Below are 26,329 nucleotides of genomic sequence, written 5' to 3'. Positions count from 1 at the left end.
ATTCGGATCGAGCCGAATGCTCAGGCCGAGGCGTCCGCCGGCTCGTCACCGACGAGCTGTACCAGTGCCAGACCGGCCGGTTCCAGGCCGTACAACACCCGCCGGCCCACCCGGCGACGATGCACCACACCGGCGGCCAGCAGCGCGGAGAGCTGCTCCGACACCGTGCTCGGGGCGAGCCCCAGAGCGGCCGCGAGGCCAGCGGTGGTGGCTGGCCGCGCCAGCGCCCGCAGCACCTGGGCACGACCTCGGCCGACCAGCATCGCCAGCCGGTCCGTGACCGGTGTCGTCCGGGCCGTCGAGGTCGGCCCACCCTCGGCGAGCACCACCGCCCCGCGCGCCTGGTAGGAGACGGCGATGATCTCCGGATGGTCGGTGGCGCAGATGAGTGCTCCCTGCGCGAAGACCAGGGGAATCAGCAGCAGCCGCTGGTTCACCGCCGTGAACTCCTGCTCCGACGGCTTCACCAGCGTCAGCACCGGCTTGTCCCAGCGCACCCGCTCGTGCAGGTCGGCCAGCAGCGCGTCCGGACCGTACGCGGCGAGCGCCCGGGCCCGGTGCAGCACCTCCTCGTCCAGCGCCGCCTGCATCGCCGGCCACCACGGTGCGATGGCCGCGTCCCAGTACGCCTCGATGCCGTCGGCGAGTCGCTCCAGGGCGGCCCGCCGGTCCGTGACGAACGGGCGGAGCCACTCCGGCAGGTCGTCCGGCTGGTAGTAGTGGGGGATCTGCTCGGCGATCACCTCAGCCGGCGTCGCGCGCAGCTCGGCGAGCTGGTCGGCCAGGGTCGGCGCGGCCGACGTGGGGATCGGGCTGAGGAAGTCCGGTGCGGGTAGGCCGACGGTCAGCAGCCGGGCCGGCGCGGTCGCCGGCACCTCGTCGAGCACCCGCCGTGCGTGCCGCGCCCAGGCGGTGTACGGCCAGGGCGCCTGCACCGGATGGCGGTGCAGCACGAACAGGCTGGTCAGCACCTCCCAGAGCGGGCTGGTGGCGATCCGGGTGCGGGACAGGGTCGGCTCGTCCAACTCGATCCGGATCACCCGGTCAGCCTAGGGTGCCGGAGCGCGCGTCACTCGGCGGTGGGGTGGGGTGCGGGTCTTGTATCGTTGAGCACCGTAAGGCGATGACCCGGCCATCACCGGTGAGCCTCCGGAAGAACAGCCGGGCGACCGGCCCAGTAGAACCGGACGGGTGCGGCCCGTCACAGCCGGCAATGAGCGGGCGGTCGATCCTGACCGCCAAGCGGGGTGGTACCGCGGGCCACCCGGGAGCGCCGTCGTCGGCGTACCCGGACGGTTCGTCCTCGCAGACCCACGTTGAGTGAGCTGCGAGGAGAGCGACCCCCGATGGCCTATCCGTTGCACGACCCGACCGCCGCCGGTGTGCCGGCGAGCCCGGACCTGCCCGCGGTCGAGCGCCGGGTGCTGGAGCACTGGACGGCCGACAAGACCTTCGAGGCCAGCGTCGAGGCCCGTCCCGCCGGCACCGACGGTAAGAACGAGTACGTCTTCTACGACGGCCCGCCCTTCGCCAACGGTCTGCCGCACTACGGTCACCTCTTCACCGGCTACGTCAAGGACGTGGTGCCGCGCTACCAGACCATGCGCGGCCGGCACGTCGAGCGGCGCTTCGGGTGGGACTGCCACGGCCTGCCCGCCGAGGTGGTGGCCGAGAAGCAGCTCGGCATCACCAGCAAGGCGGAGATCATCGACCTGGGCGTGGCCCGGTTCAACGAGGCCTGCCGGACCTCGGTGCTGGAGTTCACCCAGGACTGGGAGCGGTACATCAACCGGCAGGCCCGCTGGGTCGACTTCACCAACGACTACAAGACCCTCGACCTGGACTACATGGAGAGCGTCATGTGGGCCTTCAAGACCCTGCACGACAAGGGTCTGATCTACGAGGGTTTCCGGGTGCTGGCGTACTGCTGGCGCTGCGAGACGCCGCTGTCGAACACAGAGACCCGGATGGACGACGTCTACCGGGACCGGCACGACCCCACCCTGTCGGTGTGGTTCGAGCTGACCGCCGACGAGTCCGCCCCGGAGCTGGTGCGCGGGCCGGTCAAGCTGGGCGTCTGGACCACCACGCCGTGGACCCTGCCGTCGAACCTGGCGCTCGCCGTCGGCCCGGACATCGAGTACGCGGTCCTGGAGCGCGAGGGCGAGCGGTTCGTGGTCGGGGCGGCGCGGCTGGCCGCGTACGCCAAGGAACTGGACGGGTTCGAGCAGGTCGGCACCGTGTACGGCCGGGACCTGGTCGGACGCCGCTACACGCCGCTGTTCGACTTCCTCGTCGAGCAGGCCGGGGAGAACGCCTACCAGGTGCTCGGCGCGGAGTTCGTCACCACCGAGGACGGCACCGGGATCGTGCACCTGGCCCCGGCCTTCGGTGAGGACGACCAGAACGTCTGCAACGCCGCCGGCATCCCCACCATCGTCACCGTGGACGACCACACCCGCTTCACCGCGCTGGTTCCGCCGTACCAGGGTGAGCAGGTCTTCGACGTCAACAAGCCGGTGATCCGGGAGCTGAAGGACCGGGGGGTGGTGCTCAAGCAGGACACCTACACCCACTCGTACCCGCACTGCTGGCGCTGTGACACCCCGCTGGTCTACAAGGCGGTCTCGTCGTGGTTCGTCGCCGTGACGAAGTTCCGGGACCGGATGGTCGAGCTGAACCAGGAGATCAACTGGACGCCGGCGCACATCAAGGACGGCTCGTTCGGCAAGTGGCTGGCCAACGCCCGGGACTGGTCGATCAGCCGTAACCGGTTCTGGGGCTCGCCGATCCCGGTGTGGAAGTCCGACGACCCGAACTACCCGCGCCTGGACGTCTACGGCTCCCTCGCCGACATCGAGCGGGACTTCGGCGTACGCCTGACCGACCTGCACCGGCCCGAAGTGGACGACCTGGTCCGCCCCAACCCGGACGACCCGAGCGGTCAGTCGATGATGCGCCGGGTGCCGGAGGTGCTGGACTGCTGGTTCGAGTCCGGTTCGATGCCGTTCGCCCAGGTGCACTACCCGTTCGAGAACGCGGACTGGTTCGAGCACCACTACCCGGGTGACTTCATCGTCGAGTACATCGGGCAGACCCGCGGCTGGTTCTACACGATGCACGTGCTGGCCACCGCGCTGTTCGACCGGCCGGCGTTCCGCAACTGCCTGAGCCACGGCATCCTGCTCGGCTCGGACGGGCGCAAGATGTCCAAGAGCCTGCGCAACTACCCGGACGTCTACCACGTCTTCGACTCGTACGGCTCGGACGCGATGCGCTGGATGCTGATGTCGTCGCCGGTGCTGCGCGGCGGGGACATGGCGGTGACCGAGACGCTGATCCGCGACGCGGTACGCCAGGTGCTGCTGCCGCTGTGGAACGTCTGGTACTTCTTCACGCTCTACGCCAACGCTGACGGGTATCAGGCGCGGCGGCGCACCGACTCCACCCATCTGCTCGACAGGTACATCCTGGCGAAGACGAACGAGCTGGTGTCGACGGTCGGCGCGCAGATGGACGCCTACGACATCTCCGGCGCCTGCGCCACCGTCCGGTCCTACCTGGACGCGCTGACCAACTGGTACGTGCGCCGGTCCCGGGACCGGTTCTGGTCCGGTGACGCCGACGCGTTCGACACCCTGTCGACGGTGCTGGAGACGCTCTGCCGGGTGGTGGCGCCGCTCGCGCCGCTGACCGCGGAGGAGATCTGGCGTGGGCTCACCGGTGAGCGGTCGGTGCACCTGACCGACTGGCCCTCGGCGGAGGAGTTCCCGGCCGACCACGACCTCGTCGCCGCGATGGACAACGTGCGGGCGGTCGCCTCGGCGGCGCTGTCGCTGCGCAAGGCCAAGGGGCTGCGGGTGCGCCTGCCGCTGTCGACGCTGACAGTGGCCTCGCCGGCGGCGGAGCAGTTGCGCCCGTTCGCCGACCTGGTCGCCGACGAGGTCAACGTGAAGACGGTGGAGTTCAGCGCGGAGCTGTCCGCGTACTGCGAGCAGGTGTTGACGGTGGTGCCCCGGGCCCTCGGCCCGCGCGTCGGCAAGCAGGTGCAGCAGGTGATCAAGGCGGTCAAGGCCGGTGACTGGGAGCTGGTCGACGGCGCCCCGGTGGCCGCCGGTGTCACCCTCGCCGAGGGCGAGTACGAGCTGCGCCTGATCGCGGCCGACGCCGAGCACTCCGCCCCGCTGCCCGGCGGCGAGGGCGTGGTGGTGCTGGACACCGACGTCACCCCGGAGCTGGCCGCCGAGGGGCTGGCCCGCGACGTGGTGCGGGTGGTGCAGCAGGCCCGCCGGGACGCCGACCTGGACGTCTCGGACCGGATCGTGGTGTCGGTGTCGGCGTCCGACGAGGTACGCGCGGCGGTGGCGGGGTACCTCGACTTCGTGGCCGGCGAGGTCCTGGCCGACTCGGTGGACTTCGCCGAGGGCCTCGACGGCTTCGCCGGCGAGGTCGGCGAGGGCGAGCGGGTCACGGTCACCGTCCGCCGGTCGTAGCACGCGGGGCGGACGCCGCCGCACCTCCGTCTGCGGGGTGTGGCGGCGTCCGCTACCGTGACACCGCCCGCTCGCACCTCATCTGCCGGAGGACCAGTGCCCCTGCTCTACACCATCGGCAAGCTGACCGTGGCGCCCACGCTGCGGGTGGCGTTCCGCCCGACCGTGGAGGGTCTGGAACACGTGCCGGAGACCGGCGGCGCGATCTTCGCCGGCAACCATCTCTCGGTGGCCGACGAGCTGTTCCTCGGCACCGTCGTGCCCCGGCACCTGGCGTTCTGGGCGAAGTCGGAGTACTTCAAGGGCGCCGGCGTGAAGGGCGCGATCTCCAAGTTCGTGCTCACCGGCCTGGGCGCGATCCCGGTCGAGCGGGCCGGCGGTCGGGCGGCGCTGTCCGCGTTCGACGCGGCGATCCCGGCGCTCAAGGGCGGTGACCTGGTGGTGGTCTACCCGGAGGGCACCCGCTCGCCGGACGGCAAGCTCTACCGGGGGCGTACCGGCGCGGCCCGGCTGGCCATCTCGGCCGGCGTGCCGATCATCCCGGTCGGCATGATCGGTACGGACAAGGCGCAGCCGATCGGCGCCCGGGTGCCCCGGCCGGGCGCTGCCAAGATCACGGTCCGGTTCGGCAAGCCGCTGGACTTCACCGGCCGGCCGGACGATCGCACCTCGCTACGGCAGATGACCGACGAGCTGATGAGTGAGATCCAGAAGCTCACCGGCCAGGAGTACGTGCCGCGCTACGCCCCGCCGCGGGCCCACCCGGACCCGACCCGCGACGCCTGAGGGCGCGGCTCAGCCCCGTTCGGGCTGGACGATCTGGGCGCGCAGGCTGGCCAGCAGGTCGGCGCTGTCGGCCACCGAGAGTCGGGTGAACACGCCGGTGGCGATGCTGCCGTGGTCGACCGACGTGCAGACCACCACGTCACTGCCGTCGGCGCTACCCACAGCGCATCGTTCGTGCCGGCCCCGGACACCGGTGTCCACGCTCTCCGGGGCGCTCAGCGCGTACCGATCGGTGAGCCGGCTGATCTCGGCCTCCGCGTCCGACTCCGGACTGAACCGGAAGCCGGTGCCGCCGAAGACCGTCACCCGCTTGCCGCTCGTCGTGGCGTAGACGCCGGCGAAGGTGTCCTCGGCCAGCCAGTGTTCCTTGCGTACCTCGTTCTCCAACTTCTTGGCGGTCTCGGTGCTGCGGTTGTCCTGGCGCAGGCTGAGGTCGTTCACCTGGACGGGCAGTGCCGCCCGCGCCGGGTACTGGGCCGAGATCGGGAACCCGTAGTAGGCGGGGCAGCCACAGCAGCAGGCCAGCGTGAGCAGCAGCAGCCACGGCCAGCGGCGTCGTCGGCGGACCGGGACCGGCACGTACCCCTTGGGCGCCTGCCAGCCCGGCGGCGGGGCGGGCGGTGACGCGGTGAACCGCTTGCCCCGGCGCTGCTTGGGCACCTTCGGCGGCGCGGGTGGCGACATCGGTCGGGCCGGCACCATGGGTCCGGCGGCTCGCGGCGCGCTCGGGGCGGCCGGCGGCGGCGCCACAGGTCCGACGGCCCGCGGTGCGATCGGGGCCGACGGCGACACCGGATACGGCCCGACCGGGGGAGCGGGCGGCCCGGAGGACCACTGCCGGGTCTCCGGCGGCGCCGGGTACGACAACGTCGGTGGCAGCGGCGGCAGCTCGGCGGAGGGCAGGTCCCAGCCGCCGGTGTCCACGCCGGCCCACGGGTCGACGGGCGTCTGGTGCTCGGGCGGCCCGACGGAGACCGGCGGGACAGGGGTCGGCTCGGCCGACTCGCCCCAGGCGGCCCGGCGGGGCAGCGGCGGCGGCACCGGAGCCGAACCGCTCCACCTGGGCGCCGGGACCTCCGCGGTGGCGGCAGGTTCCGGCTCGTCCGGCGGGTCCGGCTGGCCCGAGGGGTCCGGGGGGTCCGGCTGGGTCGGTGGTTTCGGCTTGTCCGGCTGGTCCGAGGGGTCCGGCTGTTCCGAGCGGTCCGGCTGGGTCCGGGGTACGGGTGGGGAGGTCGGCTCGTCGGCGACCGCCGGGTCCCGCTCCGGCTCGGTGCCCGGGGTGCTCCCGTCGGCCGGCCGTGCTCCCGGCTGGGGGTCCGGCATCGCGGCAATCTCCTCTCGCGCCGATCCGAGGTTAGTACCGCGCCGCCACCACCGCCGATCGGGCGTGCGCGCGATCCGCGCCGGGCGAACGCGTACCCTTGGGCATCATGAGTGCCCCGTCCACGACGCCGCGCGCGGCCGCGACCAATTCCGTGTGGTCCCAGCTCGAGCCGCTGCTGCCCCAGGTCTCCAAGCCCATCCAGTACGTCGGTGGCGAGTTGGGTGCGGTCACGAAGGACTGGGACGCCGCCACCGTGCGCTGGGCGCTGATGTATCCCGACGCGTACGAGGTGGGCCTGCCCAACCAGGGCGTGCAGATCCTCTACGAGGTGCTCAACGAACTGCCCGACACCCTCGCCGAGCGGACGTACGCGGTCTGGCCGGACCTGGAGACGCTGATGCGCACGCACGGCGTGCCGCAGTTCACCGTCGACGCGCACCGGTCGGTGCGCGGCTTCGACGTGTTCGGCATCTCCTTCTCCACCGAGCTGGGCTACACCAACATGCTCACCGCGATCGACCTGGCCGGCATCCCGATGCTGTCCGCCGACCGCACCGACGCCGACCCGGTGATCGTGGCCGGTGGGCACGCCGCGTTCAACCCGGAGCCGATCGCCGACTTCATCGACGCCGCGGTGCTCGGCGACGGTGAGGAGGCGGTCCTGGAGATCACCGCGATCGTCCGGGAGTGGAAGGCCGAGGGCTCCCCGGGTGGCCGCGACGAGCTGCTGCTGCGGCTGGCCCGCACCGAGAGCGTCTACGTGCCGCGCTTCTACGACGTCGACTACCTGCCCGACGGCCGGATCCAGCGGGTCGTGCCGAACCGGGCGGACGTGCCGTTCCGGGTGCACAAGCGCACGACGATGGACCTGGACGCCTGGCCGTACCCGAAGAAGCCCCTCGTGCCGCTGGCCGAGACGGTGCACGAGCGGTACGCGGTGGAGATCTTCCGGGGCTGCACCCGGGGTTGCCGGTTCTGCCAGGCCGGGATGATCACCCGGCCGGTGCGGGAGCGGTCGATCACCACTGTCGGGCAGATGGTCCGCGAGGGTCTGGAGTTCTCCGGCTTCTCCGAGGTCGGCCTGCTGTCGCTCTCCTCGGCGGACCACTCCGAGATCGGCGACATGTGCTCCGGCCTCGCCCAGCAGTACGAGGGCACGAACGTCTCGCTGTCGCTGCCGTCGACCCGGGTGGACGCCTTCAACATCGACCTCGCGCAGGAGCTGTCCCGCAATGGTCGGCGTACCGGCCTGACCTTCGCCCCGGAGGGCGGGTCGGAGCGGATCCGCAAGGTCATCAACAAGATGGTGTCGAAGGAAGACCTGATCCGGACAGTCGTCACCGCGTACACCAACGGCTGGCGACAGGTGAAGCTCTACTTCATGTGCGGCCTGCCCACCGAGACCGACGAGGACGTCCTCGAGATCGCGGAGATGGCCCACGAGGTGATCAGGGCCGGCCGCGCCGCGACCGGCTCCAAGGACATCCGCTGCACGGTCTCGATCGGCGGGTTCGTGCCGAAGCCGCACACCCCGTTCCAGTGGGCGGCGATGGACCGTCCGGAGGTCATCGACCACCGGCTCAAGATCCTCAAGCAGGCCATCAACGCGGACCGCTCGCTGGGCCGGGCCATTGGCTACCGCTACCACGACGGCGAGCCGTCCCTCATCGAAGGGCTGCTCTCCAGAGGTGACCGCCGGGTCGGCTCGGTCATCCGCAAGGTCTGGGAGAACGGCGGCCGGTTCGACGGGTGGAGCGAGCACTTCTCGTACCAGCGGTGGGTGGACGCGGCGGCCGAGACGCTGCCCGCGTACGGGGTGGACCTCGACTGGTTCACCACCCGTCAGCGCGACGAGCTGGAGGTCCTGCCCTGGGACCACCTCGACTCGGGCCTGGACAAGGACTGGCTCTGGCAGGACTGGCAGGACTCGGTGAGCGGGTTCGAGCAGGACGACTGCCGGTGGACGCCCTGCTTCGACTGCGGCGTCTGCCCGTCGATGGACACCGAGATCCAGATCGGCCCCACCGGCAAGAAGCTGCTGCCGCTCACGCCGCTGGGCGGCAACGGCATGAAGGTTCCGTCGGGCCACTCGCACCCCTGACCAGGCTGCCGCCGGCTGGCGGCGCCCGACCACCCTCCACATCCGACATGTTTTCCAACGGGCCCACGTCTCGCGGGCCCGTTGGCGTTGTCAGGGCCTCGCCGCGCTGTCGCCCGCACCGGACCCACCGGGATCGGCCGTCATCTGTACCACGTGGTGGTGGCTGGGGCTGCCCCGCCTAGGTCAGACTCGATACGCTGCGTCTGACATGGACCGACCCGGCGGGTCGGGGACGGGGGAGGAATCGCATGGGGAGCATCCCGCCGCCGAGCATCGGCGATCTGCACGTCAGCGTCGAGGACCTGGACGCCGCCGCAGCGTACGTCGAGCGGCTCAGGCAGTACGTCGACGACACCATCAAATACGAGATGGAACGCATCAAGACGCGGATGAAGGGCGACAGCAACAACGCCCAGACCGTCCCGAACGGCACCCCGTTCGGCGCGTACGAGGACGCCGTCATGCAGTGGCGGGCCCTGGAGACCTCCACTGCGAACATGGAAGCGCACCTCACGACGCTCTCCCAGAAGCTCGCCGCGCTGAAGGAGGGCACCGAGGAGATCGCCAAGGCGTTCCGCGACACCGAGGCGCGTAACGGCGCCAACGGCAAGGAGATCGAGCGGCTGCTGGAGTCGGCGTCGCCGCCGCCCACTGCCAGCGGCGCACCCACCTACCCGTACACGGCCTGAGGGGGACGTCATGGCTGGAGGAACCTGGGAGCGGTGCGTCCGCGAGGTGACGCTCTCCGCGGACCCGGAAACGGTCGGTTCGGTCGGAGCGGGCTGGAGCAATCTCTCCAGCGGCCTGCAACAGCTGCGCGACGCGCTCGTCGGTCGGTCGTTCGTCGGCCCGGTCGCGACAGGTCAGGAACGCCCCAACGTCGGCGGTCTGCCCGGGATGCTCGCCGGTTGGAAGGGCAGCGGTGGCGACGCGTACCGCGAGCACCTGGGCAAGATCGGCAAGCAGATCGAGGATCTGATCACCGACGCGACGAACGTCAGTGGCGCGTTGACGCGGATCGAGGGCGACATCCGCAAGTCGGTCTCCACGATCCCGATCCCGCTGATGGACGACTTCGGCTTCAACGAGTGGAGCCTGCCCAACGGCACCGAGCTCGACGACGCCCGCGACGGCGAGAGTTCGTCGGGGTTCCTCGCCGCCCTGCGTCAGGACTACCAGAACAATCCCGCCTCGTACGCCGACGGCGCGTTCCGGGACAAGGCCGACGACCTGGAAGCGACGATGAAGGTCGACGGTCAGGCCGGTGACCAGAAGCGGGGCGGCTGGTGGGACACCAAGTCCCACCTGGACAACTGGTACCGGGACAACCAGCAGGCGGCGAACACCGCGATGGCGCCGCTGCCCCAGGCGGTCTACACGGAGCGTCCCAAGCTGACAGTGGTCCCGCCGACAGGCATCGGTGATCCTCCGCGTGACGACGAGAACGACATCAGGCGTGACACCCGGATTCCGCCAACCGGGCGACCCGACATCGGTGGTGGGGATTTCAGCGGGAAGCCCGATATCGGTGGTGGCCCCACCATCGGCAGCAGGCCGCCGGGCATCGGCGAAACGGGCGGCCCGACGTCCACCGTCGGCCCGTTCTCCCCGACCACGCCGGGCGGGATCGGCGAGGGCTCACCCACCGGCGGCACCGGTCAGCTCACCTCCCCGTCGACCGGTTCCAGCTACCCGGGCAGCGACGCTGGCTACAGCAGCGGTCTGGCCGGCGCCAGTCCGAGCGGCGTCAGCGGCCTGGGCGGTGGCATCGGTGGCGGCGGGGTCGGCAGCGCCGGCCTCGGTGGCGCCGGCGGCGGGTTCGGTGGCGGCGGTGCCGGCGTCGGGTCGGCCGGCGGGATCGGTGCCGGTGGTGGCATCGGCGCGGGCGGTGGCATCGGCGTGGGCGGCATCCCCGGCATGGTGGGTGGCGGCAACGGAAAGCTGCCGCCGATGACGAGCGCCGCGAACGCGCTGCGCGCTGCCGCTGCCGCTGGCCCTGGTGGTGCCGGGATGGCGAGCGGCGCGCGTGGTGCGGGCATCGGCGGCGCCGGAATGATGGGCGGCGGCATGATGGGCGGCGCGGGCGGCGCCGGACACGGCGGTGGCGGCGGCTCCGAGCACTCGTCGTGGTTGACTGAGGACGACGATCCGTGGGGCCCCGGTGACGGGGCGTCCCCGGGCGTCCTTCGGTGAGGATGGACGGATGAGGGTGAACGTCGGAAGCCTCCGGCCGGTAGTCGCCTGTCTGCTGGCGGGGTTCCTGGTGGCGGGGGTCGCCCAGCCGGCGGCCGCCGCGCCCCGGCGGGCCGAGCAGTGGTATCTGGACGAGCTGCGGATCGACCAGGTGCACAAGGTCTCGACCGGGCGGGGCGTGGTCGTGGCCGTGCTCGACAGTGGCGTCGAGGCCAGCCACCCCGACCTGCGTGGCCAGGTGCTTGCGGGTGGTCGCAGCTACGGCGCGGCCGGCGACGGCCGGGCCGACGAGGACGGGCACGGCACGCACATCGCCGGCATCATCGCGGCGAAGGGTGGCTCCGACGGTGTGGACGGCATCGCTCCCGGCGCGAAGGTCCTGCCCATCAAGCTGCGCAAGGGCACCGGGAGCAACAGCGAGGCCGCGGTCGCCCTCGGCATCCGGATGGCCGTCGACGGCGGCGCCAAGGTGATCAACATGTCCTTCGGTGGCCCGGGCATGGCCAGCCCTCAAGAGGCGAGCGCGATCAAGTACGCGCTGGACCATGACGTCGTCGTGGTCGGCTCCGCCGGCAACACCGCCAACGGCAGAAACACAGTGAGCAGCCCGGCGAATACCCCGGGCGTGATCGCCGTGACCGGGACGACAAAGGGTGGCAAGTTCTGGTCCGGCTCCGTCCGGGGGCCGGAGGCGGTGGTCGCCGCTCCGGGCGACAGCGTCTACAACATCACCAACGAGGCGGGCTACGGCTGGGGCGACGGGACCTCCGATTCCAGCGCGATCGTCTCCGGCCTGGCCGCGCTGATCCGGGCAAAGTACCCGGACCTCAGCGCTCCGAGCGTGATCAACCGGATCATCCGGACCGCCCGGGACGCCGGCCCGTCCGGACGGGATCCGCAGTACGGCTTCGGGGTGATCGACCCGATGAAGGCGCTGACCGCCAACGTGCCGCCGGTCACCAGCAACCCGCTGCTCGGTCCGGCCGCCGCGACCGATCCGGACCCGGCCGGCACCGGCGGCCCGGCCCGTACCGGGGGTGCGGACGAGGAGTTCGACGTCACCCAGCACGGTGACCGCGGTGGTCCGACCGACCAGCAGGTGATGGTGGTGGGCATCGGCATCGCCGTGGTGCTGGTGTTGCTGCTGGGGCTGGCGGTGTTCCTCATCTGGAACCGGCGGCGCTACCGGCGGGAGGCGGCCCGAGCAGCCCAGATCCCGGACGAGGTGCTCGACCGGGTGACCCCTGGCGCACCTCCGTCGCCGGACGCGTACTACGCCCCGTCACCCGGCTACGCACCTCCTCCCGGCTACCCGCCGCCACCCGGCCACGGCCAGCCCTCCGGCTACGCACCTCCTCCCGGCTACGGCCCGCCGTCCGGTTACGGCCCGCCGGGCGGGCCACCGCCGGTCCCGCCGACAGAGCGGTAACCGGTCCCGATCGTGATGGCCGGCTGGTGACCTCCGGGTCACCGGCCGGCCATCGGCATTCGCACCGGGTGGTCGCGCCCCTGCTGACCGGTTTGCACCCGTCTGCCGGGGCCATTCGGCTGCCCCGGCTGCGTACCGCCACGGGCTCTGCGCCAGGATGGGCGGACACGCAGGTACACCCGAGGAGCCCACGATCGCCAAGAAGCCTCAACCCGAGGGCGGCCAGGCACCGGTCGTCCAGCGCGTCCGCATCCGGTACGCCAAGCGCGGGCCGCTGCGATTCACCTCGCACCGGGACTTCGCCCGGGCGTTCGAGCGCGCGCTACGCCGGGCCGCCGTGCCGGTCGCCTTCTCGCAGGGTTTCCACCCGCACCCGAAGATCTCCTACGCCAGCGCCGCGCCCACCGGGGTGGCCAGCGAGGCGGAGTACCTGGAGATCGCCCTGCAGGCCGCTGTCGACCCGGAGGCGCTGCGCGCCGCGTTGGACGCCGCGCTCTCGCCGGGGCTGGACGTCCTGGACGCTGTGATCGCCGAGGGCGGCAACCTGCCGGAGCGGATCGAGGCGTCGCGCTGGTACATCGAGTTGCCCGAGGTCGACCCGGCGGTGCTGCGCGCCGCCGTGGACGCCTTCGTCGCGGCCGAGGAGGTGCTGGTCGAGCGGATGACCAAGCAGGGGCGACGTACTTTCGACGCCCGCGCCGCCGTGATATCGATCGATGTCCAACTGCCTACGCCGACGCCTTCCGGGGCGCCGGCCGTACCGTGTGCGATACTCGAACTGGTCGTGCGGCAGGTCACCCCGTCCGTACGGCCCGATGACGTCCTTTCCGGCCTCCGCGTGGTGGCCGACCTGGAGCCGCCGGTTTCGCCGAGGGTGACCCGGCTGGCTCAGGGCACGTTGACCGCGCAGGGTGCGATCGTGGATCCGTTGGATGCGGACCGCGACGGGGCAGCCATCGTTGGGCACTGACCGACGGTCCGTGCTCTGGCAGGCAGACTTCGGCGGTCGCGCACCACGCGCGCCCGGCGGAAACACTTTTGCGGCGACCCTGCGTGGCAGCGCTCACCCGCGCCCGGGGTAGCCAGAACTGGAGAACGTCCATGCTCGAGAACGAGCCCGAGGGCGGCGAACGGACCGGTTCACAGCCGGCCGGCGAGACCGCCGACCAGAGCAGCACTGCCGACGGCGCCGCTGTCGCGCCCCCCACCACCGAGGTCGGTTCGGCCTCGGTGGAACCAGCCGGCGCCCAGAGCGCTCCCGAGGCCGCCGAGCCGGCCGCGCCGGTGCGGCGCACCCGGGCGACCCGTCGCCGGGCCGCCCCGCTCAACCAGCCGGAGCAGACCGACGCCCCGGTCGAGGCGTCCACCGGTGGTGCCGGCAGTGCCGAAGCACCGCAGGCGGAGGTCTTCGCACCGGTCTCCGGCGACCAGGACGTCGCTCCGAAGACCCCCCGGCGTCGCCGCAAGGCCACCGCCGTCGAGACGACCGCTGAGGAGCCGCTGGTCGCCGCCTCCGCGGAGGCGGCCTCGGCCGAGGTGGTTCCGCCGGTCAAGGTGACCCGTACCCGGCGCAAGAAGGCCACGCCCGCCGCCGTCGAGGAGCCGCCCGCCACCGAGCAGCCGGCCGCCGCCGTCGAGGAGCCGGCCGTCGGAGAGCCGGTCGTCGAGGAGCCGGCGGAGTCCGACCTGCGCGAGGCCGAGGCCGAGTTGACCGACTCCCCGGCCCTCCCGAGCACGTCCGCCGCCGAGCTGGCCTGGAGCAGTGGCCCGCAGGAGCGCGCCGGCGACGTGGCACCGGGCGTGGCCGTGTCCGGTGTGACGGACGAGCCGAACGAGCCCGCCGAGATCGAGCCGGAGCAGCCGCGTACCCGTCGTCGCCGGGCTGCGCTCTCCGCGCCCACAGTGCTGTTCATGGCACCCCAGCCGGACGCGGTGCCGGTGACCCGACCGGTGGAGCCCGCCGCGGCGGCCGAGGAGCCGGCCGTCGAGGAAGCCGCCGAGCCGTCCCGTCGCCGTCGACGTGGCCGCCGCGAGGTCGAGCCGGTGGAGCCGATCGAGGCGATCGAGGCCGAAGAGGAGCCGACCGAGGAGGCCGACGAGGCCACCGAGGCGGATGAGGACGACGAGGACAGCGCCGCCGCGCGCCGTCGCCGCCGGCGTGGTCGTCGGGGTCGCGGCCGGGGCAAGGGCGGGGCCGACGACGCCGAGGACGAGGAGTCCGAGGAGGCGGCACAGACCGACGAGGAAGAGACCGCCGAGGCCGAGACCGAGGGTGACGAGGACGAGGAGTCCGAGGGCGGGGACGGCCTGACCCGTCGTCGCCGTCGTCGCCGCCGTCGTGGCGCCGGTGACACCGAGGGCGCCGCGGACGACGGCGTGCCCACCGTGGTGAAGATCCGCGAGCCGCGCCGCACCGTCGACGAGGTGCAGGGTGTGTCCGGCTCGACCCGGCTGGAGGCCAAGCGCCAGCGCCGCCGCGACGGCCGGGAGCAGCGCCGTACCCGCCCGCCGATCCTCAGCGAGTCGGAGTTCCTGGCGCGCCGGGAGGCCGTCGACCGGGTGATGGCGGTCCGCCAGCGCGGTGACCGTACCCAGATCGCCGTTCTGGAGGACGGGGTGCTGGTCGAGCACTACGTCACCCGCAACTCTTCCGCGACCATGGCCGGCAACGTGTACCTCGGCAAGGTGCAGAACGTGCTGCCGAGCATGGAGGCCGCGTTCGTCGACGTCGGCCGGGGCCGCAACGCGGTGCTGTACGCCGGTGAGGTCAACTGGGACACCTCCGGGCTGGAGGGGCGGGCCCGCTCGATCGAGCAGGCGCTGCGCTCCGGCGACTCGGTGCTGGTCCAGGTCACCAAGGACCCGATCGGGCACAAGGGCGCACGGCTGACCAGCCACATCGCGCTCTCGGGTCGGCACCTGGTCTACGTACCCAACGGCAACGCCTCCGGGATCAGCCGCAAGCTGCCGGACAACGAGCGTAAGCGGCTGCGGGACGTGCTCAAGAAGCTGGTCCCGGACGGCGCGGGCGTGATCGTCCGGACGGCCGCCGAGGGCGCCACCGAGGACGAGCTGGCCCGTGACGTCAAGCGGCTCCAGGCGCAGTGGGAGGACATCCAGGCCAAGGCCGCCGAGGGTGGTGCTCCGGTGCTGCTCTACGGGGAGCCCGACCTGGTCATCCGGGTGGTCCGGGACCTGTTCAACGAGGACTTCCGCGAGCTGGTGATCGAGGGCGAGCAGTCGTACGACATGGTCGAGTCGTACCTGTCGCACGTTTCTCCTGACCTGGTCGACCGGGTCCGCCGGCACGTCGGCACGAGTGACGTCTTCGCCGAGTACCGGATCGACGAGCAGATCATCAAGGGCCTGGACCGCAAGGTCTTCCTGCCCTCCGGTGGCTCGCTGGTGATCGACCGCACCGAGGCGATGACTGTCGTCGACGTCAACACCGGCAAGTACACCGGCTCCGGGGGCAACCTGGAGGAGACCGTCACCCGCAACAACCTGGAGGCGGCGGAGGAGATCGTCCGTCAGCTCCGGCTGCGCGACATCGGCGGCATCGTGGTGATCGACTTCATCGACATGGTGCTGGAGTCGAACCGTGAGCTGGTGCTGCGTCGGCTCACCGAGTGCCTGGGCCGGGACCGCACCAAGCACCAGGTCACCGAGATCACCTCGCTCGGTCTGGTGCAGATGACCCGGAAGCGGATCGGCGCGGGCCTGCTGGAGGCGTTCAGCGAGACCTGCGAGTGCTGCAAGGGCCGGGGCGTCATCATCCACACCGAGCCGGTGCCGGAGAAGCCGCGCCCCGCCGGTGCGGGAGAGAAGGTCAAGGCGGTCGCCGCGTCGGTGGCTCCCGCTCCGGCGGCCGAGCAGGGCGCCACGTCGTCCCGCCGGCGGGCCCGCAAGAACGCCCCGGCGGCGGCCGAGCGGACCGTGGTCGAGGTCGTCGACACCGATTCCAGCCCTGAACCGGACGCCGACTACCAGGACACCATGGGCTACGACCTGTCCCGCTACGAGTCGGACACCCCGGCCGCGCCGGCGATCTCCGACGCCCAACAGGGCGAGTCGGCTCGGCTGGCCGCGGCGGACGACCCGGACGCGCTCGCTGACGGTGAGGGCGACGAGGAGAGCACCGACGGCGGTGGCGGCCGTCGTCGGTCGCGTCGGGGTGGCGCCCGTCGGCGGACCCGCCCCTGAGCACTGACCGGCCACGTGCGTTGACAAGGTCCCTCTCCCGGCACAGTGCCCGGGGGAGGGACCTTGCCGTTGCGGTCAGCTGGCGACACCACCCAGGTTCGCACCGCCGCGCAGGCGGCCCGCCGGCCCCGCTGCCGTGTGGACCTGCCGGAGCGGGACCCGCCGTTCGCGGCGGTGGGCGCCGGGGACGGCCGTACGACCGAGGGCTGCCCGGCGGCGGGCCGGGGCGGCGCTGGTCGACTGACGGACCGTGCGGCGGGGGCGCTCGGAGTGGGCCGACGATCCGCAGCTCACGACCCTGCTCACCGGAGTCGGGCCGAGGTTCGCGCGCGCGGGGTCGACGTCGGGTCGATCGACGACGGCGAACCCGGCCGGCTTCAGCAGCGCCTCGACCGGCTCTGCGCGCGCTGACCAGGGCGGGCCGGTTTGGGGTCCGGGCCGGCAATGGCGTACTCTTGCCTGCGGCCCACCTTTGGTGTGCCGAGTTCCCGTGTGCCCGCGCCGCCGTGCACTGCTACCCGGCGAGCCGCTGCGGGGACGACCGCCAGCAGCCTCAACGACAGGGAGTCCGCCTCCGATGTACGCGATCGTCAAGACCGGCGGCAAGCAGTACAAGGTCGCCGAGGGCGACGTGATCGAGGTCGAGAAGCTCACCGGTGCCCCCGGTGACGCGGTGAAGCTCACCGCGGTGCTCCTCGTCGACGGTGACGACCTGGTGACCGACGCGGCAAAGCTTGCCGAGGTCGCGGTGTCCGGCGAAATCGCCGCGCACACCAAGGGCCCGAAGATCCGGATCCACAAGTTCAAGAACAAGACCGGCTACCACAAGCGCCAGGGTCACCGCCAGCCGTTGACCCAGGTCAAGGTGACCGGCATCTCCAGCGGGAAGTAGGTCGTCCTCCAATGGCTCACAAAAAGGGTGCGTCCAGCTCGCGTAACGGTCGTGACTCCGCGGCCCAGCGACTCGGCGTGAAGCGCTTCGGTGGTCAGGTTGTCAGCGCCGGTGAGATCATCATCCGGCAGCGTGGCACCAAGTTCCACCCCGGTGACCTGGTCGGCCGTGGCGGCGACGACACGCTGTTCGCGCTGTCCGCCGGTGCGGTCCTGTTCGGCACCAAGCGCGGTCGCAAGACCGTCAGCATCGTTCCGCAGCAGTAGTTCTCGGGCTTAAGCGGGCCGCGGACCTCCGGGTCCCGGCCCGCTTAGCCTTTTTCGCGAAGTGCGGGGGTGGACCTCGCTGGAAGGATTGACGCCGTGGCAACGTTCGTTGACCGGGTCGTTCTGCATCTGCAGGCCGGCGATGGCGGGCACGGTTGTGTCTCGATCCACCGCGAGAAGTTCAAGCCCTTCGGCGGGCCGGACGGCGGCAACGGCGGACACGGCGGCAGCGTGTCCCTGGTGGTCGACCCGCAGGTGACCACGCTGCTCGACTTCCACTTCCACCCGCACGTCAAGGCCGACAACGGCAAGGGCGGTGCCGGCTCGAACCGGGACGGGGCCAACGGCCACAACCTGGTGCTCAAGGTGCCCAACGGCACCGTGGTGCAGACCACCGACGGCACTGTGCTGGCCGACATGGTCGGCGCCGGCACCACCTTCGAGGTCGCGCGCGGCGGGCGCGGCGGGCGCGGCAACGCCTCGCTGGCCAACGCCAAGCGCAAGGCGCCCGGCTTCGCCGAGCTGGGGGAGCCCGGCGACCAACTCGACATCGTGCTGGAGCTGAAGAGCGTCGCCGATGTGGGCCTGGTGGGCTTCCCGTCCGCCGGTAAGTCGTCGCTGATCTCGGTGATCTCCGCCGCGAAGCCGAAGATCGCCGACTACCCGTTCACCACCCTGGTGCCCAACCTCGGTGTGGTCCGAATGGACAACCACACCTTCACCGTCGCTGACGTGCCGGGCCTGATCCCCGGCGCGGCCACCGGCAAGGGCCTGGGCCTGGAGTTCCTGCGGCACATCGAGCGCTGCGCGGTGTTGGTGCACGTCATCGACTCGGCGACGTTGGAGCCGGGCCGTGACCCGGTGGCCGACATCGACGCCATCGAGGCCGAGCTGAGCCAGTACGGCGGCCTGGCCGACCGCCCCCGGCTGGTCGCCGTCAACAAGGTCGACGTGCCGGACGGCCGCGACCTCGCCGAGATCGTGCGTCCCGACCTGGAGGAGCGCGGTTACCGGGTGTTCGAGGTCTCCGCGGCCACCCGGGAAGGGCTCAAGGAGCTGACCTACGCGATGGCCGAGCTGGTAGAGGCAGAGCGCAAGGCCGCGCCGCCCGCCGAGCCGACGCGGATCGTGATCCGCCCGATCGCCGTGGACGACGACGGTTTCACCATCACGGCCGAGGCGGACGGCTCGTTCACCGTGCGCGGTGTCCGCCCGGAACGCTGGGTCAAGCAGACCAACTTCGACAACGACGAGGCGGTCGGCTACCTGGCTGACCGGCTGGCCCGGCTCGGGGTGGAGGACAAGCTGGCCAAGGCCGGCGCGCAGCCCGGTGATCTGGTCCGGATCGGCGTGCGCGAGTTCGACTGGCAGCCGACGCTCTTCGCCGGCGTGGAGTTCGTACCCGGCAACCGGGGCACCGACGTCCGCCTGGAAGAGAAGTCGAACCGGGCCTCCGCCGCGGATCGGCTCGCGGCCCGCAAGGCTCGTCGGGTGCGGTCGGCGGACGAGGTGGGCGCGGACGCGTCCGACGACCCCGACGACGAGGACGAGGACGACGCCGAGTAGTTCGTTGCGCTCCGTGATGGGGTTGATTTCCGGAAACCTTCGCGAAATCGGCGCGTCCTAGCGTGGGGTGATGCTGATCGAGTCCCGGCCTGCCATCGATCCGGAGATCGCCGCCATGGTCACCGCGCAGCAGCGTGAGCTGCGCGAGGCCGATGGCGGGTTGGACGGGCAGGTCTTCATGCCGCACGACGACGTCCGCTACCTGGCGGTGGTGGTGAACGGTCGGGCGGTGGCCTGCGGTGGGCTCCAGGCGCTCGACGCCGAGACCGGCGAGGTCAAGCGGATGTACGTCCGGCCCGCGTACCGGGGGCGGGGGATCGGTCGTCAGTTGCTCGCCGCGTTGGAGGAGTGCGCGTTCCGGCAGGGGCACTCGGTGGTCTGCCTGGAGACGGGCACCTACCTGCCGGCGGCGATCGCGCTGTACACCTCGTGTGGCTACCAGCAGATCCCGGTCTACGGCGAGTACGTGGGCAACCCGTACAGCGTCTGTTTCGCCAAGCGGCTGCCGGTCGCGGCCTGACTGCCGCGTCGCCCCCTCAGGCGCCGGTGCTGGCGTGCGCGACGGTCACCGGCTTCGACTCCGGCGAGGCGTGCTGGCGCAGCACGATGCTCAGCAGGATCAGCGCGCCCACAGCGAGGAACTCGCTCTGCCAGTTCTGCATCGACTGGAACCAGAAGTCGCTGGTGCCGAGGAACTCCCACACCCCGATCGGCGGCGCGCCGCTCTGGAGCGCCTGCTCCTGGTTGTAGGCGGCGGTGCCACCGAGCAGGTGACCGACGAAGGAACCGGCGAAGATCAGCAGCAGCGCGATGGAGAGGCTGTTCCGGTAGACCACCAACGGCAGGCCGCCGACGCGGACCGGCCAGGGTGACTGCGGGGTCGCGCGGCGCTCGTCGTCCTCCGGCCGGTCGGTCTGGTCCACCGGCTTGGACTCGGCCGAGCCCCGCTGCACCAGGTACGCGGTGAGCAGCACGTAGCCGCCCATCTGGAGGAACTCCGACTCCCAGTTCTCGAAGACCGCCTCGGCGAAGTGCCCGCTGGTCAGGTACGCCGGCCAGCTCAGCGGTGCGGCCCCGAACTCGGTCAGCTCCTCGTTGTGGGTCTGCCAGCCGAAGACGCTCTGCAACACGAGGAAGACCAGGAACGCGCCCAGCATGGCGACTGCCAGGGCGTTGTCACGCAGCCAACGAGGCATGATCGCACCTCCTTCGCCGGTCGATTACCCCTGTTTGCCTGGCGGCGAAACAAAGAGCGCCAGGTCAGCGCCGTTCGGCGGGGCTGTCCAGGCGTCCACCGGTGCCCGCCTGGTTCGACAGCAGCAGCCCGAGCGCCAGCATCCCGAAGCCGAGCGCGAGGTGCAGCCAGTTGTCGGCGTCGTTGACCGGCAGGATGTTCGCCCCGCCTTCCGGGTTGACCGCCTCGATGGCCAGGCCGTACAGCCAGAGGGCGAGGTAGATCGCGCCGCCGGCGGCCAGGAACACGCGGGCGCCGGCGATGCTGCGGGCCAGCACCAGGCCAGCCAGCCCGAAGAGCAGGTGCACCGCGTTGTGCAGGATCGACACCTGGAACAGCCCGAGCAGGCGGGCGTCCGAGTGGTGCCCGGCGAACCTCAGCTCGCCGTAGTCGGTGGTGATGCCGGGGATGAAGCCGAGGACACCGATCAGCAGGAAGACCCCGGCCACGACCAGTGCGGCCAGCTGGACGCGGGGTCGGGGACCGGCCGCCCGACCGCCTCGTGCGCCTCGTGCCATCGCTGCCCCCTCCGTGGATCTGTCGGCCTCGCGAACCTCACTGTCCGCAGCGGCGACGTGACGCAGCCCGACGATCCTCCATTTTGAAGTTCATCCGGTGGGCCGCGCAGAGAAATGCACGAAGAGGTATGGAAGCCGAAACGCAGGGTAGGTCAATGGTCAGCGGCGGCAACATCGCGCCGCATCCCCCCAGCACATACCGCGACGACTTGCTGAGCGGAAGGGAAATCATGACTTACGATCTTTCACCGACCTCCTCCACGTACGGGCAGCCCTCGACCAACGGCGGCGGCGTCCGCGACCAGGCGCGCCAGGTCGGGTCGGAGGCCGCGCAGGCCGGCGGGGCGGTCGCCCAGACCGCCAAGGAGCAGGGCACCGAGGTCGGCCGTGAGGCGGCCCGGCAGGCCCGCAACCTGTACGGCGAGGCTCGCAACCAGCTCGCCAGCCAGACCGGTGAGCAGCAGCGCAAGGCGGCCGGTGGGCTGCGTTCGCTGGCCGACGAGATGCGCTCGATGGCCGAGCAGGGTGGCCAGGCCGGCCCGGTGACCGAGCTGGCCCGCCAGGCCGCCGACCGGGTGCACGGTGTGGCCGGCTGGCTCGAGGAGCGCCAGCCCGGTGACCTCGTCACCGAGGTCCGCGACTACGCGCGGCGCAACCCGGGCACCTTCCTGGTCGGCGCGGCGGTCCTCGGTGTGCTGGCGGGTCGGTTGACCCGTGGCATCTCGGCGGCCGGTGACGACTCCGGCAACGGTTCCGCCGGCTACCGGGGTGCGGGCGCGTACGACCCGGAGCAGACCGCGGTGATCCCGACGCCGCCGCCGGCGCCTCGCGCGGTGCCGGACGCCGTTCCGGCCGGTGGCTACCTCGACCCGACCCCCGGCACGCACACCCCGCCGACGTCCGGTGGCTACGCCGACCAGACGGCTGCCGGCTACGCCGACCCGGCGTCCGGTGGTTACGCCGAGCCCGGCCGGGGCGACCACCCGGAGCACTCCGGCACCGGTCAGCCGCTGCCGCCGGTGACCCAGACCGACCCGCTGCCGGGCGTGCCGTCCAGCGGCAACCCGCGCCCGTGAGCCGCCGAGTCATCCGAAGGGAGACGACGGCATGAGCATGCCGACGCAGGGGTCCGGCCTGGACTCCGGTTACCACCCCACCGCGGGGGCCCCGCACACCGACGCGGAGGTGAAGAACAGCTCGCTCGGCGACCTGATGCGTCAGGTCACCACCGACCTGTCGACGCTGATGCGTCAGGAGGTCGAGCTGGCCAAGGCCGAGATCCGCCAGGAGGGCAAGAAGGCCGGCAAGGCCGCGGGCCTCTTCGGCGGTGCCGGCTTCGGCGGCTACATGGTGGCTCTCTTCGTGTCCATCGCCGTGTGGCAGTTCCTGGACAACGTCATGGACTCCGGTCTGGCCGCGCTGATCGTGGCCGTGATCTGGGCCGTGGTCGCCGCCGTCCTCTACTCGGCGGCCAAGAAGAACGCCCAGCACGTACGCGGGCTCAAGCAGACCAACGACAGCGTGCAGCGGATCCCCGACGCGCTCAAGCCACACCCGGAGGGAGTCACCCGATGAGCACCGATCCCGATCAGATCCGCCGTGAGATCGAAGCCACCCGCAACAGCCTCAGCTCCGATGTGGATGCGCTGGCGTACAAGGTCAGCCCCAGCCGCATCGTCGACGACCGTAAGCAGCGGGCCCGCTCCGCTCTGCAGAATGTGAGGGACAAGGTCATGGGAACTGCGTCTGACCTCGGCCACGGCACCGGCCAGGCCGCCCACTCGGTGGGCGACCACGCCTCGTCGGCGGCCTCCAGCGTCAGCGACGCCGCGCACTCGGCGGCGGCCACCGTCAGCGACGCCGCCCACAGCGCGCCGCGGGTGATCCGGCAGAAGTCCCAGGGCAACCCGCTTGCCGCCGGTCTGATCGCGTTCGGGGTCGGCTGGCTGGCCTCGTCGCTGATCCCGGCCTCCCGTCGTGAGCAGCAGGCCGCGACCCAGCTCAAGGAGCGGGTCAGCGAGCACAGCGGGGCGGTGACGGAGAAGCTGGGCGCGGTCGCGAACGAGCTGAAGGAAGAACTGCGCGAGCCGGCCCAGCAGGCCGCCGCGTCGGTGAAGTCCACCGCTCAGGATGCCGTGCACGCGGTCAAGGACGACAGCAAGTCCGCCGCGCAGGACGTCAAGGACCAGGCCCAGCAGGCCCGGCACCAGGTCAGCCCCTGACCGGGTCGACCACCGTTGCGACAGCTCGCGGCCACTGCGGTGACCGCGAGCTGTCGTGCTGTCAGGGGCGGTCACCCACCTGTGGGCGCAGGGCCCGGACCGGGTGGGCGGCCCGGCGGATGCGGGTGTCGCCGTACCGGACGCCGCCGAGCAGGAACCGCTGGGCGACCGCGAGCCAGCCGCACACGCCACGCTCCAGCAGCCAGAGCGGTGCCGCCAGCGCCGTCGTCGCGGGGAAGACCGCGACACCGCCCGCTCGACGGCGACCGACCTCGGCGAGCGCGACAGTGCCGGCCGCCGCGCCGAACACCAACCCGGGTCGCCGGGCCGCGACCGCCGCGGCCAGTGCCGGAAGGACCGCGAGCGCGGTCAGCAGGCGCGCCGGCTGCGCCAGATCGTCGTACGCCTGACGGACCCGTTGGCCGCGGAAGTGCGCGGCGTCCGGTGGCAGTCGGCGGACGTACAGCCAGGCCGGGGCGGCCTCGGTGCCACCGTACGCGCGCACGGTGCGGATCAGCTCCAGGTTCTCGAAGAGCACGTCCGGGTCGTACCCGCCCATGCCGAGGAAGGTGCTGTGTCGCACGGCCAGGGAGCCCGGGTAGTCCGCCCCGAGCGCCCGGTTGAGCAGCGTGCGACCGGTGTCCCACCAGGCGTGCCAGGGCAGCGGGTCGAAGTAGTTCTGCGGCCGGACCAGATCGACCTCGTCGAGCAGTAGGTGCACGGCGGTCAGCCCGGCCTGGTCGTACCGGACGTCGTCATCGGCGATCACCACGTGCTCGTGCTCCGCCGCGCGTACCCCGGTGCGTACGCCGACCACTTTTCCGTTGAGCCCGGCACCGGTGACGTCGGGCGGGAGGTGCCGGACCAGCCCCGCCCAGGCGTCGGCGTGCCGGGCGAAGAGGTCCGGAGGTGAGCCGTCGACCACGAGCACCTCGACCCGGTCGGACAGCCAGCGCAGGTAGTCGGTCAGCTCGGCCAGGCCGTTGTCGGAGTGCCAGCGCAGCGGCAGGACGTACGTCATCGGCAGACGGACCGGCGACGGGCCGGCGCCCTCGTGTTCGACCTCCCGACGCGCACCGCGCCGGGTGTCACCAGTGGGGCTGAACGGGGACATGACAACTCCGTGACGGACAGGGCCGCGGCCGGTGCCGAGCAGAGTCTGCCCGCAATCACGGGGATCAAACGGCCGGGTCGTTTCGACGGCCGGGCCCCGGGTAGCGCTGCCCGTAAGGGCGGTCCATGCCCGGTTTTCCGTGGAGGAGAGAGACGTGATGACCAACAACGGAACCAGGTGGGCGCTGCTCGGCGTCACCGCGGCGACGGCGGTCGGCGTGGGGCGGGCGGTGGCCCGCCGCCGGCATCGGCATCAGCCGCAGCGGCAGGACGGCTGGTACGTGGTGCGTCGCGCAGTGACAGTGGACCGGCCCCGGGACGAGGTGATCGGCTTCTGGGCCGACCGCGAACGGCGGGACCGGGCGCTGGCCGGCTGGGCCACGTTGCGACAGCTCGACGAACGCCGGTGGCGGTGCGTGGCCCGGGACCGGGCCGCCGGTGAGACGCAGTGGCAGGCCGAGATCACCGTCGAGGAGGCGGGCACGCTGCATTGGCGGGTCGAGGACGGGCCGATGCCGCAGCTGGGGCGGATCGAGCTGGCCGAGGCCCCGCAGGGCCGCGGCACCGAGATCCGCGCCGAGATGCGCTACCGCTCCGGCCCGCTGCGCCGGTTGGTCGGCCTGGTCGGCGGCGACGAACCGGACCTGGCGCTGCGGGACGCGCTGCGGCGGGCGAAGGCGCTGGTCGAGTGCGGCCAGGTGTTGGACACCCGGGACGACCCGTCCGGCCGCAGCCGGGCCCAGGAGAAGAGGACCGACAGGATGCGGGAGACGTTGATGACGGGAGGACGGGCGTGAGGGCGCTCTGCTGGGAAGGCGTCGGCAAGCTGGCGGTCCGGGACGTGCCGGAGCCCCGGATCCGCGCCGAGGGGGACATCATCGTCCGGGTCCGGGCCAGCAGTGTCTGCGGATCCGACCTGCACCTGATCAACGGGTACCTGCCGGCGATGCGGGAGGGGGACATCCTCGGCCACGAGTTCATGGGCGAGGTGGTGGAGACCGGGCCCGGCGTACGGCGGCACCGGGTCGGCGACCGGGTGGTGGTGGGGTCGGTGGTCGCCTGCGGTGGCTGTTGGTACTGCCGGACCGAGCAGTACTCGCTCTGCGACAACTCCAACCCGCAGCCGGTGTTCACCGAGAAGCTGTGGGGGCACGCGGCGGCCGGCATCCTGGGGTATTCGCACGCCGCTGGCGGCTACGCCGGATCGCACGCCGAGTACATCAGGGTGCCGTTCGGTGACATCGGCGCATTCGCCGTACCCGAGGGAGTGCCGGACGACTCGGTGGTGTTCGCCTCCGACGCGATGCCCACGGGATGGATGGCGGCGGACTTCTGCGGGCTGACCGGTGGCGAGGTGGTGGCCGTCTGGGGTGCCGGGGGAGTCGGTCAGATGGCGGCCCGCTCGGCGCAGCTCCTGGGCGCCGAACGGGTCATCATGATCGACCGGTTTCCGGATCGGCTCGCCACCGCCGCCGAACGGATCGGGGTCGAGACGATCAACTACGCGGAGACCGACGTGTTGGAGGCGCTGCGGGAGTTGACCGCCGGGCGCGGGCCGGACGCCTGCATCGAGGCCGTCGGAATGGAGTCGCACGACGTCGGGCCGACCTACGCGTACGACCGGGTGAAGCAGGCGGCCCGGTTGCAGACCGACCGCCCGACCTCGGTCCGGCAGGCGATCATGGCCTGCCGCAAGGGCGGCACGGTGAGCATCGTCGGTGTCTACGCCGGCCTGGTCGACAAGTTTCCGCTCGGCGCGGCCATGAACAAGGCCCTGGTGCTGCGGATGGGACAGATGCACGCGCAGCGCTACATTCCGATGCTGCTCGACCGGCTCGCCGCCGGCGAGATCGAGCCCGGCTATCTGGCCACCCATCCGCTCTCCCTGGACGAGGGCGTCCACGGGTACGAGCTGTTCGAGAAGAAGGAGGACGGCTGTCTGCGCAGCGTGCTGCATCCCTGACGGGCCGGGGGCACCCGTCTCGCCGG

Annotated in this window: 22 protein-coding genes; 17 read left to right on the top strand and 5 right to left on the bottom strand. The window is 71.8% G+C overall.

All coding sequences use genetic code 11. The features are described from left to right. Positions 1–20 precede the first annotated feature (20 nt). Entirely contained in the window at positions 21–1,040 is a 1,020-nt protein-coding gene (locus IF22_RS0126420; protein ID WP_030336576.1) for an ArsR family transcriptional regulator, read from the bottom strand. A 306-nt stretch (positions 1,041–1,346) separates the two neighbouring features. Between IF22_RS0126420 and ileS the strand changes: the two genes are divergently transcribed. After that, positions 1,347–4,493, top strand: coding sequence for an isoleucine--tRNA ligase (ileS, locus tag IF22_RS0126415; protein ID WP_030336574.1), 3,147 nt, complete (start codon positions 1,347–1,349; stop codon positions 4,491–4,493). A 96-nt stretch (positions 4,494–4,589) separates the two neighbouring features. Further along, positions 4,590–5,279: a lysophospholipid acyltransferase family protein gene (locus IF22_RS0126410; protein WP_030336572.1), complete on the top strand. Its 690-nt coding sequence runs from the start codon at positions 4,590–4,592 to the stop codon at positions 5,277–5,279. A gap of 9 nt (positions 5,280–5,288) precedes the next feature. On the opposite strand, the gene IF22_RS36055 is transcribed toward IF22_RS0126410, so the two are convergent. After that, entirely contained in the window at positions 5,289–6,602 is a 1,314-nt protein-coding gene (locus IF22_RS36055; protein ID WP_245233742.1) for a hypothetical protein, read from the bottom strand. Positions 6,603–6,709: 107 nt separating this feature from the next. Between IF22_RS36055 and IF22_RS0126400 the strand changes: the two genes are divergently transcribed. The 10 genes from IF22_RS0126400 to IF22_RS0126350 all read left to right on the top strand — a co-directional run bounded on the left by IF22_RS0126400 (position 6,710) and on the right by IF22_RS0126350 (position 19,773). Then, positions 6,710–8,704 (top strand): TIGR03960 family B12-binding radical SAM protein, encoded by a 1,995-nt coding sequence (locus IF22_RS0126400; RefSeq protein ID WP_030336569.1) that lies wholly within the window; start codon positions 6,710–6,712, stop codon positions 8,702–8,704. Between the two features lie 248 nt (positions 8,705–8,952). Beyond that, the gene (locus IF22_RS0126395) at positions 8,953–9,393 is read left to right on the top strand and encodes a hypothetical protein (protein ID WP_030336567.1); all 441 of its coding nucleotides are present in this window, start codon (positions 8,953–8,955) and stop codon (positions 9,391–9,393) included. 10 nt (positions 9,394–9,403) lie between these two features. Then, on the top strand, positions 9,404–10,897 hold the full coding sequence (locus IF22_RS0126390) for a WXG100 family type VII secretion target (RefSeq protein ID WP_030336565.1): 1,494 nt from the start codon (positions 9,404–9,406) through the stop codon (positions 10,895–10,897). Between the two features lie 10 nt (positions 10,898–10,907). Beyond that, entirely contained in the window at positions 10,908–12,326 is a 1,419-nt protein-coding gene (mycP, locus tag IF22_RS0126385; protein ID WP_081884035.1) for a type VII secretion-associated serine protease mycosin, read from the top strand. A gap of 157 nt (positions 12,327–12,483) precedes the next feature. Beyond that, a complete protein-coding gene (locus tag IF22_RS0126380) occupies positions 12,484–13,296 on the top strand; it encodes a TIGR03936 family radical SAM-associated protein (protein WP_081884033.1) in 813 nt (270 codons plus the stop codon). 131 nt (positions 13,297–13,427) lie between these two features. After that, a complete protein-coding gene (locus IF22_RS0126375; protein ID WP_030336560.1) occupies positions 13,428–16,529 on the top strand; it encodes an Rne/Rng family ribonuclease in 3,102 nt (1,033 codons plus the stop codon). Positions 16,530–17,106: 577 nt separating this feature from the next. Then, complete coding sequence (gene rplU / locus IF22_RS0126365; protein WP_007464063.1) at positions 17,107–17,421, top strand: 50S ribosomal protein L21; 315 nt, start codon at positions 17,107–17,109, stop codon at positions 17,419–17,421. 11 nt (positions 17,422–17,432) lie between these two features. Beyond that, positions 17,433–17,687 carry a 50S ribosomal protein L27 gene (gene rpmA / locus IF22_RS0126360; RefSeq protein ID WP_007464062.1) on the top strand — a complete coding sequence of 85 codons (255 nt, stop codon included), beginning with the start codon at positions 17,433–17,435 and terminating at the stop codon, positions 17,685–17,687. 96 nt (positions 17,688–17,783) lie between these two features. Further along, positions 17,784–19,253 (top strand): GTPase ObgE, encoded by a 1,470-nt coding sequence (gene obgE, locus IF22_RS0126355; protein ID WP_030336558.1) that lies wholly within the window; start codon positions 17,784–17,786, stop codon positions 19,251–19,253. 70 nt (positions 19,254–19,323) lie between these two features. Then, a complete protein-coding gene (locus tag IF22_RS0126350; RefSeq protein ID WP_030336557.1) occupies positions 19,324–19,773 on the top strand; it encodes a GNAT family N-acetyltransferase in 450 nt (149 codons plus the stop codon). Between the two features lie 16 nt (positions 19,774–19,789). Here IF22_RS0126350 and IF22_RS0126345 read toward each other — a convergent pair whose 3' ends face one another. Both IF22_RS0126345 and IF22_RS0126340 read right to left on the bottom strand, forming a co-directional pair. Further along, positions 19,790–20,449 (bottom strand): DUF6766 family protein, encoded by a 660-nt coding sequence (locus IF22_RS0126345; RefSeq protein ID WP_030336555.1) that lies wholly within the window; start codon positions 20,447–20,449, stop codon positions 19,790–19,792. A 64-nt stretch (positions 20,450–20,513) separates the two neighbouring features. Then, positions 20,514–21,005, bottom strand: coding sequence for a DUF4383 domain-containing protein (locus IF22_RS0126340; protein ID WP_030336554.1), 492 nt, complete (start codon positions 21,003–21,005; stop codon positions 20,514–20,516). Positions 21,006–21,235: 230 nt separating this feature from the next. Between IF22_RS0126340 and IF22_RS0126335 the strand changes: the two genes are divergently transcribed. From IF22_RS0126335 to IF22_RS0126325, 3 genes are read left to right on the top strand one after another with little or no spacing between them, the layout of a single operon-like run. Continuing rightward, entirely contained in the window at positions 21,236–22,081 is an 846-nt protein-coding gene (locus IF22_RS0126335) for a hypothetical protein (RefSeq protein ID WP_030336552.1), read from the top strand. Positions 22,082–22,112: 31 nt separating this feature from the next. Then, positions 22,113–22,580, top strand: a complete 468-nt coding sequence (locus tag IF22_RS0126330) for a phage holin family protein (protein ID WP_030336550.1) — start codon at positions 22,113–22,115, stop codon at positions 22,578–22,580. Continuing rightward, a complete protein-coding gene (locus tag IF22_RS0126325) occupies positions 22,577–23,227 on the top strand; it encodes a DUF3618 domain-containing protein (RefSeq protein WP_030336548.1) in 651 nt (216 codons plus the stop codon). The genes IF22_RS0126330 and IF22_RS0126325 overlap by 4 nt, the downstream gene beginning before the upstream one ends. Before the next feature lie 61 nt (positions 23,228–23,288). Here the strand turns inward: IF22_RS0126325 and IF22_RS0126320 are convergent, their stop codons facing one another. Further along, positions 23,289–24,341, bottom strand: a complete 1,053-nt coding sequence (locus IF22_RS0126320) for a glycosyltransferase family 2 protein (RefSeq protein ID WP_209444606.1) — start codon at positions 24,339–24,341, stop codon at positions 23,289–23,291. 157 nt (positions 24,342–24,498) lie between these two features. On the opposite strand from IF22_RS0126320, the gene IF22_RS0126315 reads away from it, so the two are divergent. Both IF22_RS0126315 and IF22_RS0126310 read left to right on the top strand, forming a co-directional pair. Next, a complete protein-coding gene (locus tag IF22_RS0126315) occupies positions 24,499–25,137 on the top strand; it encodes an SRPBCC family protein (protein WP_030336544.1) in 639 nt (212 codons plus the stop codon). Then, complete coding sequence (locus IF22_RS0126310; RefSeq protein WP_030336542.1) at positions 25,134–26,303, top strand: zinc-dependent alcohol dehydrogenase; 1,170 nt, start codon at positions 25,134–25,136, stop codon at positions 26,301–26,303. Before IF22_RS0126315 ends, IF22_RS0126310 begins: the two co-directional genes overlap by 4 nt. Positions 26,304–26,329: the final 26 nt, after the last annotated feature.

Source organism: Micromonospora parva, assembly GCF_000718515.1.
GTDB lineage: Bacteria > Actinomycetota > Actinomycetes > Mycobacteriales > Micromonosporaceae > Micromonospora > Micromonospora parva.
This window is presented reverse-complemented; position numbering and strand designations above follow the sequence as displayed.

What these genes read in the sequence shown, in the direction of transcription:
- ileS (WP_030336574.1), top strand. Translation starts at nt 1,347, where the DNA reads ATGGCCTATCCGTTGCACGACCCGACCGCCGCCGGTGTGCCGGCGAGC.
- IF22_RS36055 (WP_245233742.1), bottom strand. Translation starts at nt 6,602, where the DNA reads ATGCCGGACCCCCAGCCGGGAGCACGGCCGGCCGACGGGAGCACCCCG.
- IF22_RS0126400 (WP_030336569.1), top strand. Translation starts at nt 6,710, where the DNA reads ATGAGTGCCCCGTCCACGACGCCGCGCGCGGCCGCGACCAATTCCGTG.
- IF22_RS0126395 (WP_030336567.1), top strand. Translation starts at nt 8,953, where the DNA reads ATGGGGAGCATCCCGCCGCCGAGCATCGGCGATCTGCACGTCAGCGTC.
- IF22_RS0126390 (WP_030336565.1), top strand. Translation starts at nt 9,404, where the DNA reads ATGGCTGGAGGAACCTGGGAGCGGTGCGTCCGCGAGGTGACGCTCTCC.
- mycP (WP_081884035.1), top strand. Translation starts at nt 10,908, where the DNA reads ATGAGGGTGAACGTCGGAAGCCTCCGGCCGGTAGTCGCCTGTCTGCTG.
- IF22_RS0126380 (WP_081884033.1), top strand. Translation starts at nt 12,484, where the DNA reads ATGGGCGGACACGCAGGTACACCCGAGGAGCCCACGATCGCCAAGAAG.
- IF22_RS0126375 (WP_030336560.1), top strand. Translation starts at nt 13,428, where the DNA reads ATGCTCGAGAACGAGCCCGAGGGCGGCGAACGGACCGGTTCACAGCCG.
- rplU (WP_007464063.1), top strand. Translation starts at nt 17,107, where the DNA reads ATGTACGCGATCGTCAAGACCGGCGGCAAGCAGTACAAGGTCGCCGAG.
- rpmA (WP_007464062.1), top strand. Translation starts at nt 17,433, where the DNA reads ATGGCTCACAAAAAGGGTGCGTCCAGCTCGCGTAACGGTCGTGACTCC.
- IF22_RS0126350 (WP_030336557.1), top strand. Translation starts at nt 19,324, where the DNA reads ATGCTGATCGAGTCCCGGCCTGCCATCGATCCGGAGATCGCCGCCATG.
- IF22_RS0126345 (WP_030336555.1), bottom strand. Translation starts at nt 20,449, where the DNA reads ATGCCTCGTTGGCTGCGTGACAACGCCCTGGCAGTCGCCATGCTGGGC.
- IF22_RS0126340 (WP_030336554.1), bottom strand. Translation starts at nt 21,005, where the DNA reads ATGGCACGAGGCGCACGAGGCGGTCGGGCGGCCGGTCCCCGACCCCGC.
- IF22_RS0126335 (WP_030336552.1), top strand. Translation starts at nt 21,236, where the DNA reads ATGACTTACGATCTTTCACCGACCTCCTCCACGTACGGGCAGCCCTCG.
- IF22_RS0126330 (WP_030336550.1), top strand. Translation starts at nt 22,113, where the DNA reads ATGAGCATGCCGACGCAGGGGTCCGGCCTGGACTCCGGTTACCACCCC.
- IF22_RS0126325 (WP_030336548.1), top strand. Translation starts at nt 22,577, where the DNA reads ATGAGCACCGATCCCGATCAGATCCGCCGTGAGATCGAAGCCACCCGC.
- IF22_RS0126320 (WP_209444606.1), bottom strand. Translation starts at nt 24,341, where the DNA reads ATGTCCCCGTTCAGCCCCACTGGTGACACCCGGCGCGGTGCGCGTCGG.
- IF22_RS0126315 (WP_030336544.1), top strand. Translation starts at nt 24,499, where the DNA reads ATGACCAACAACGGAACCAGGTGGGCGCTGCTCGGCGTCACCGCGGCG.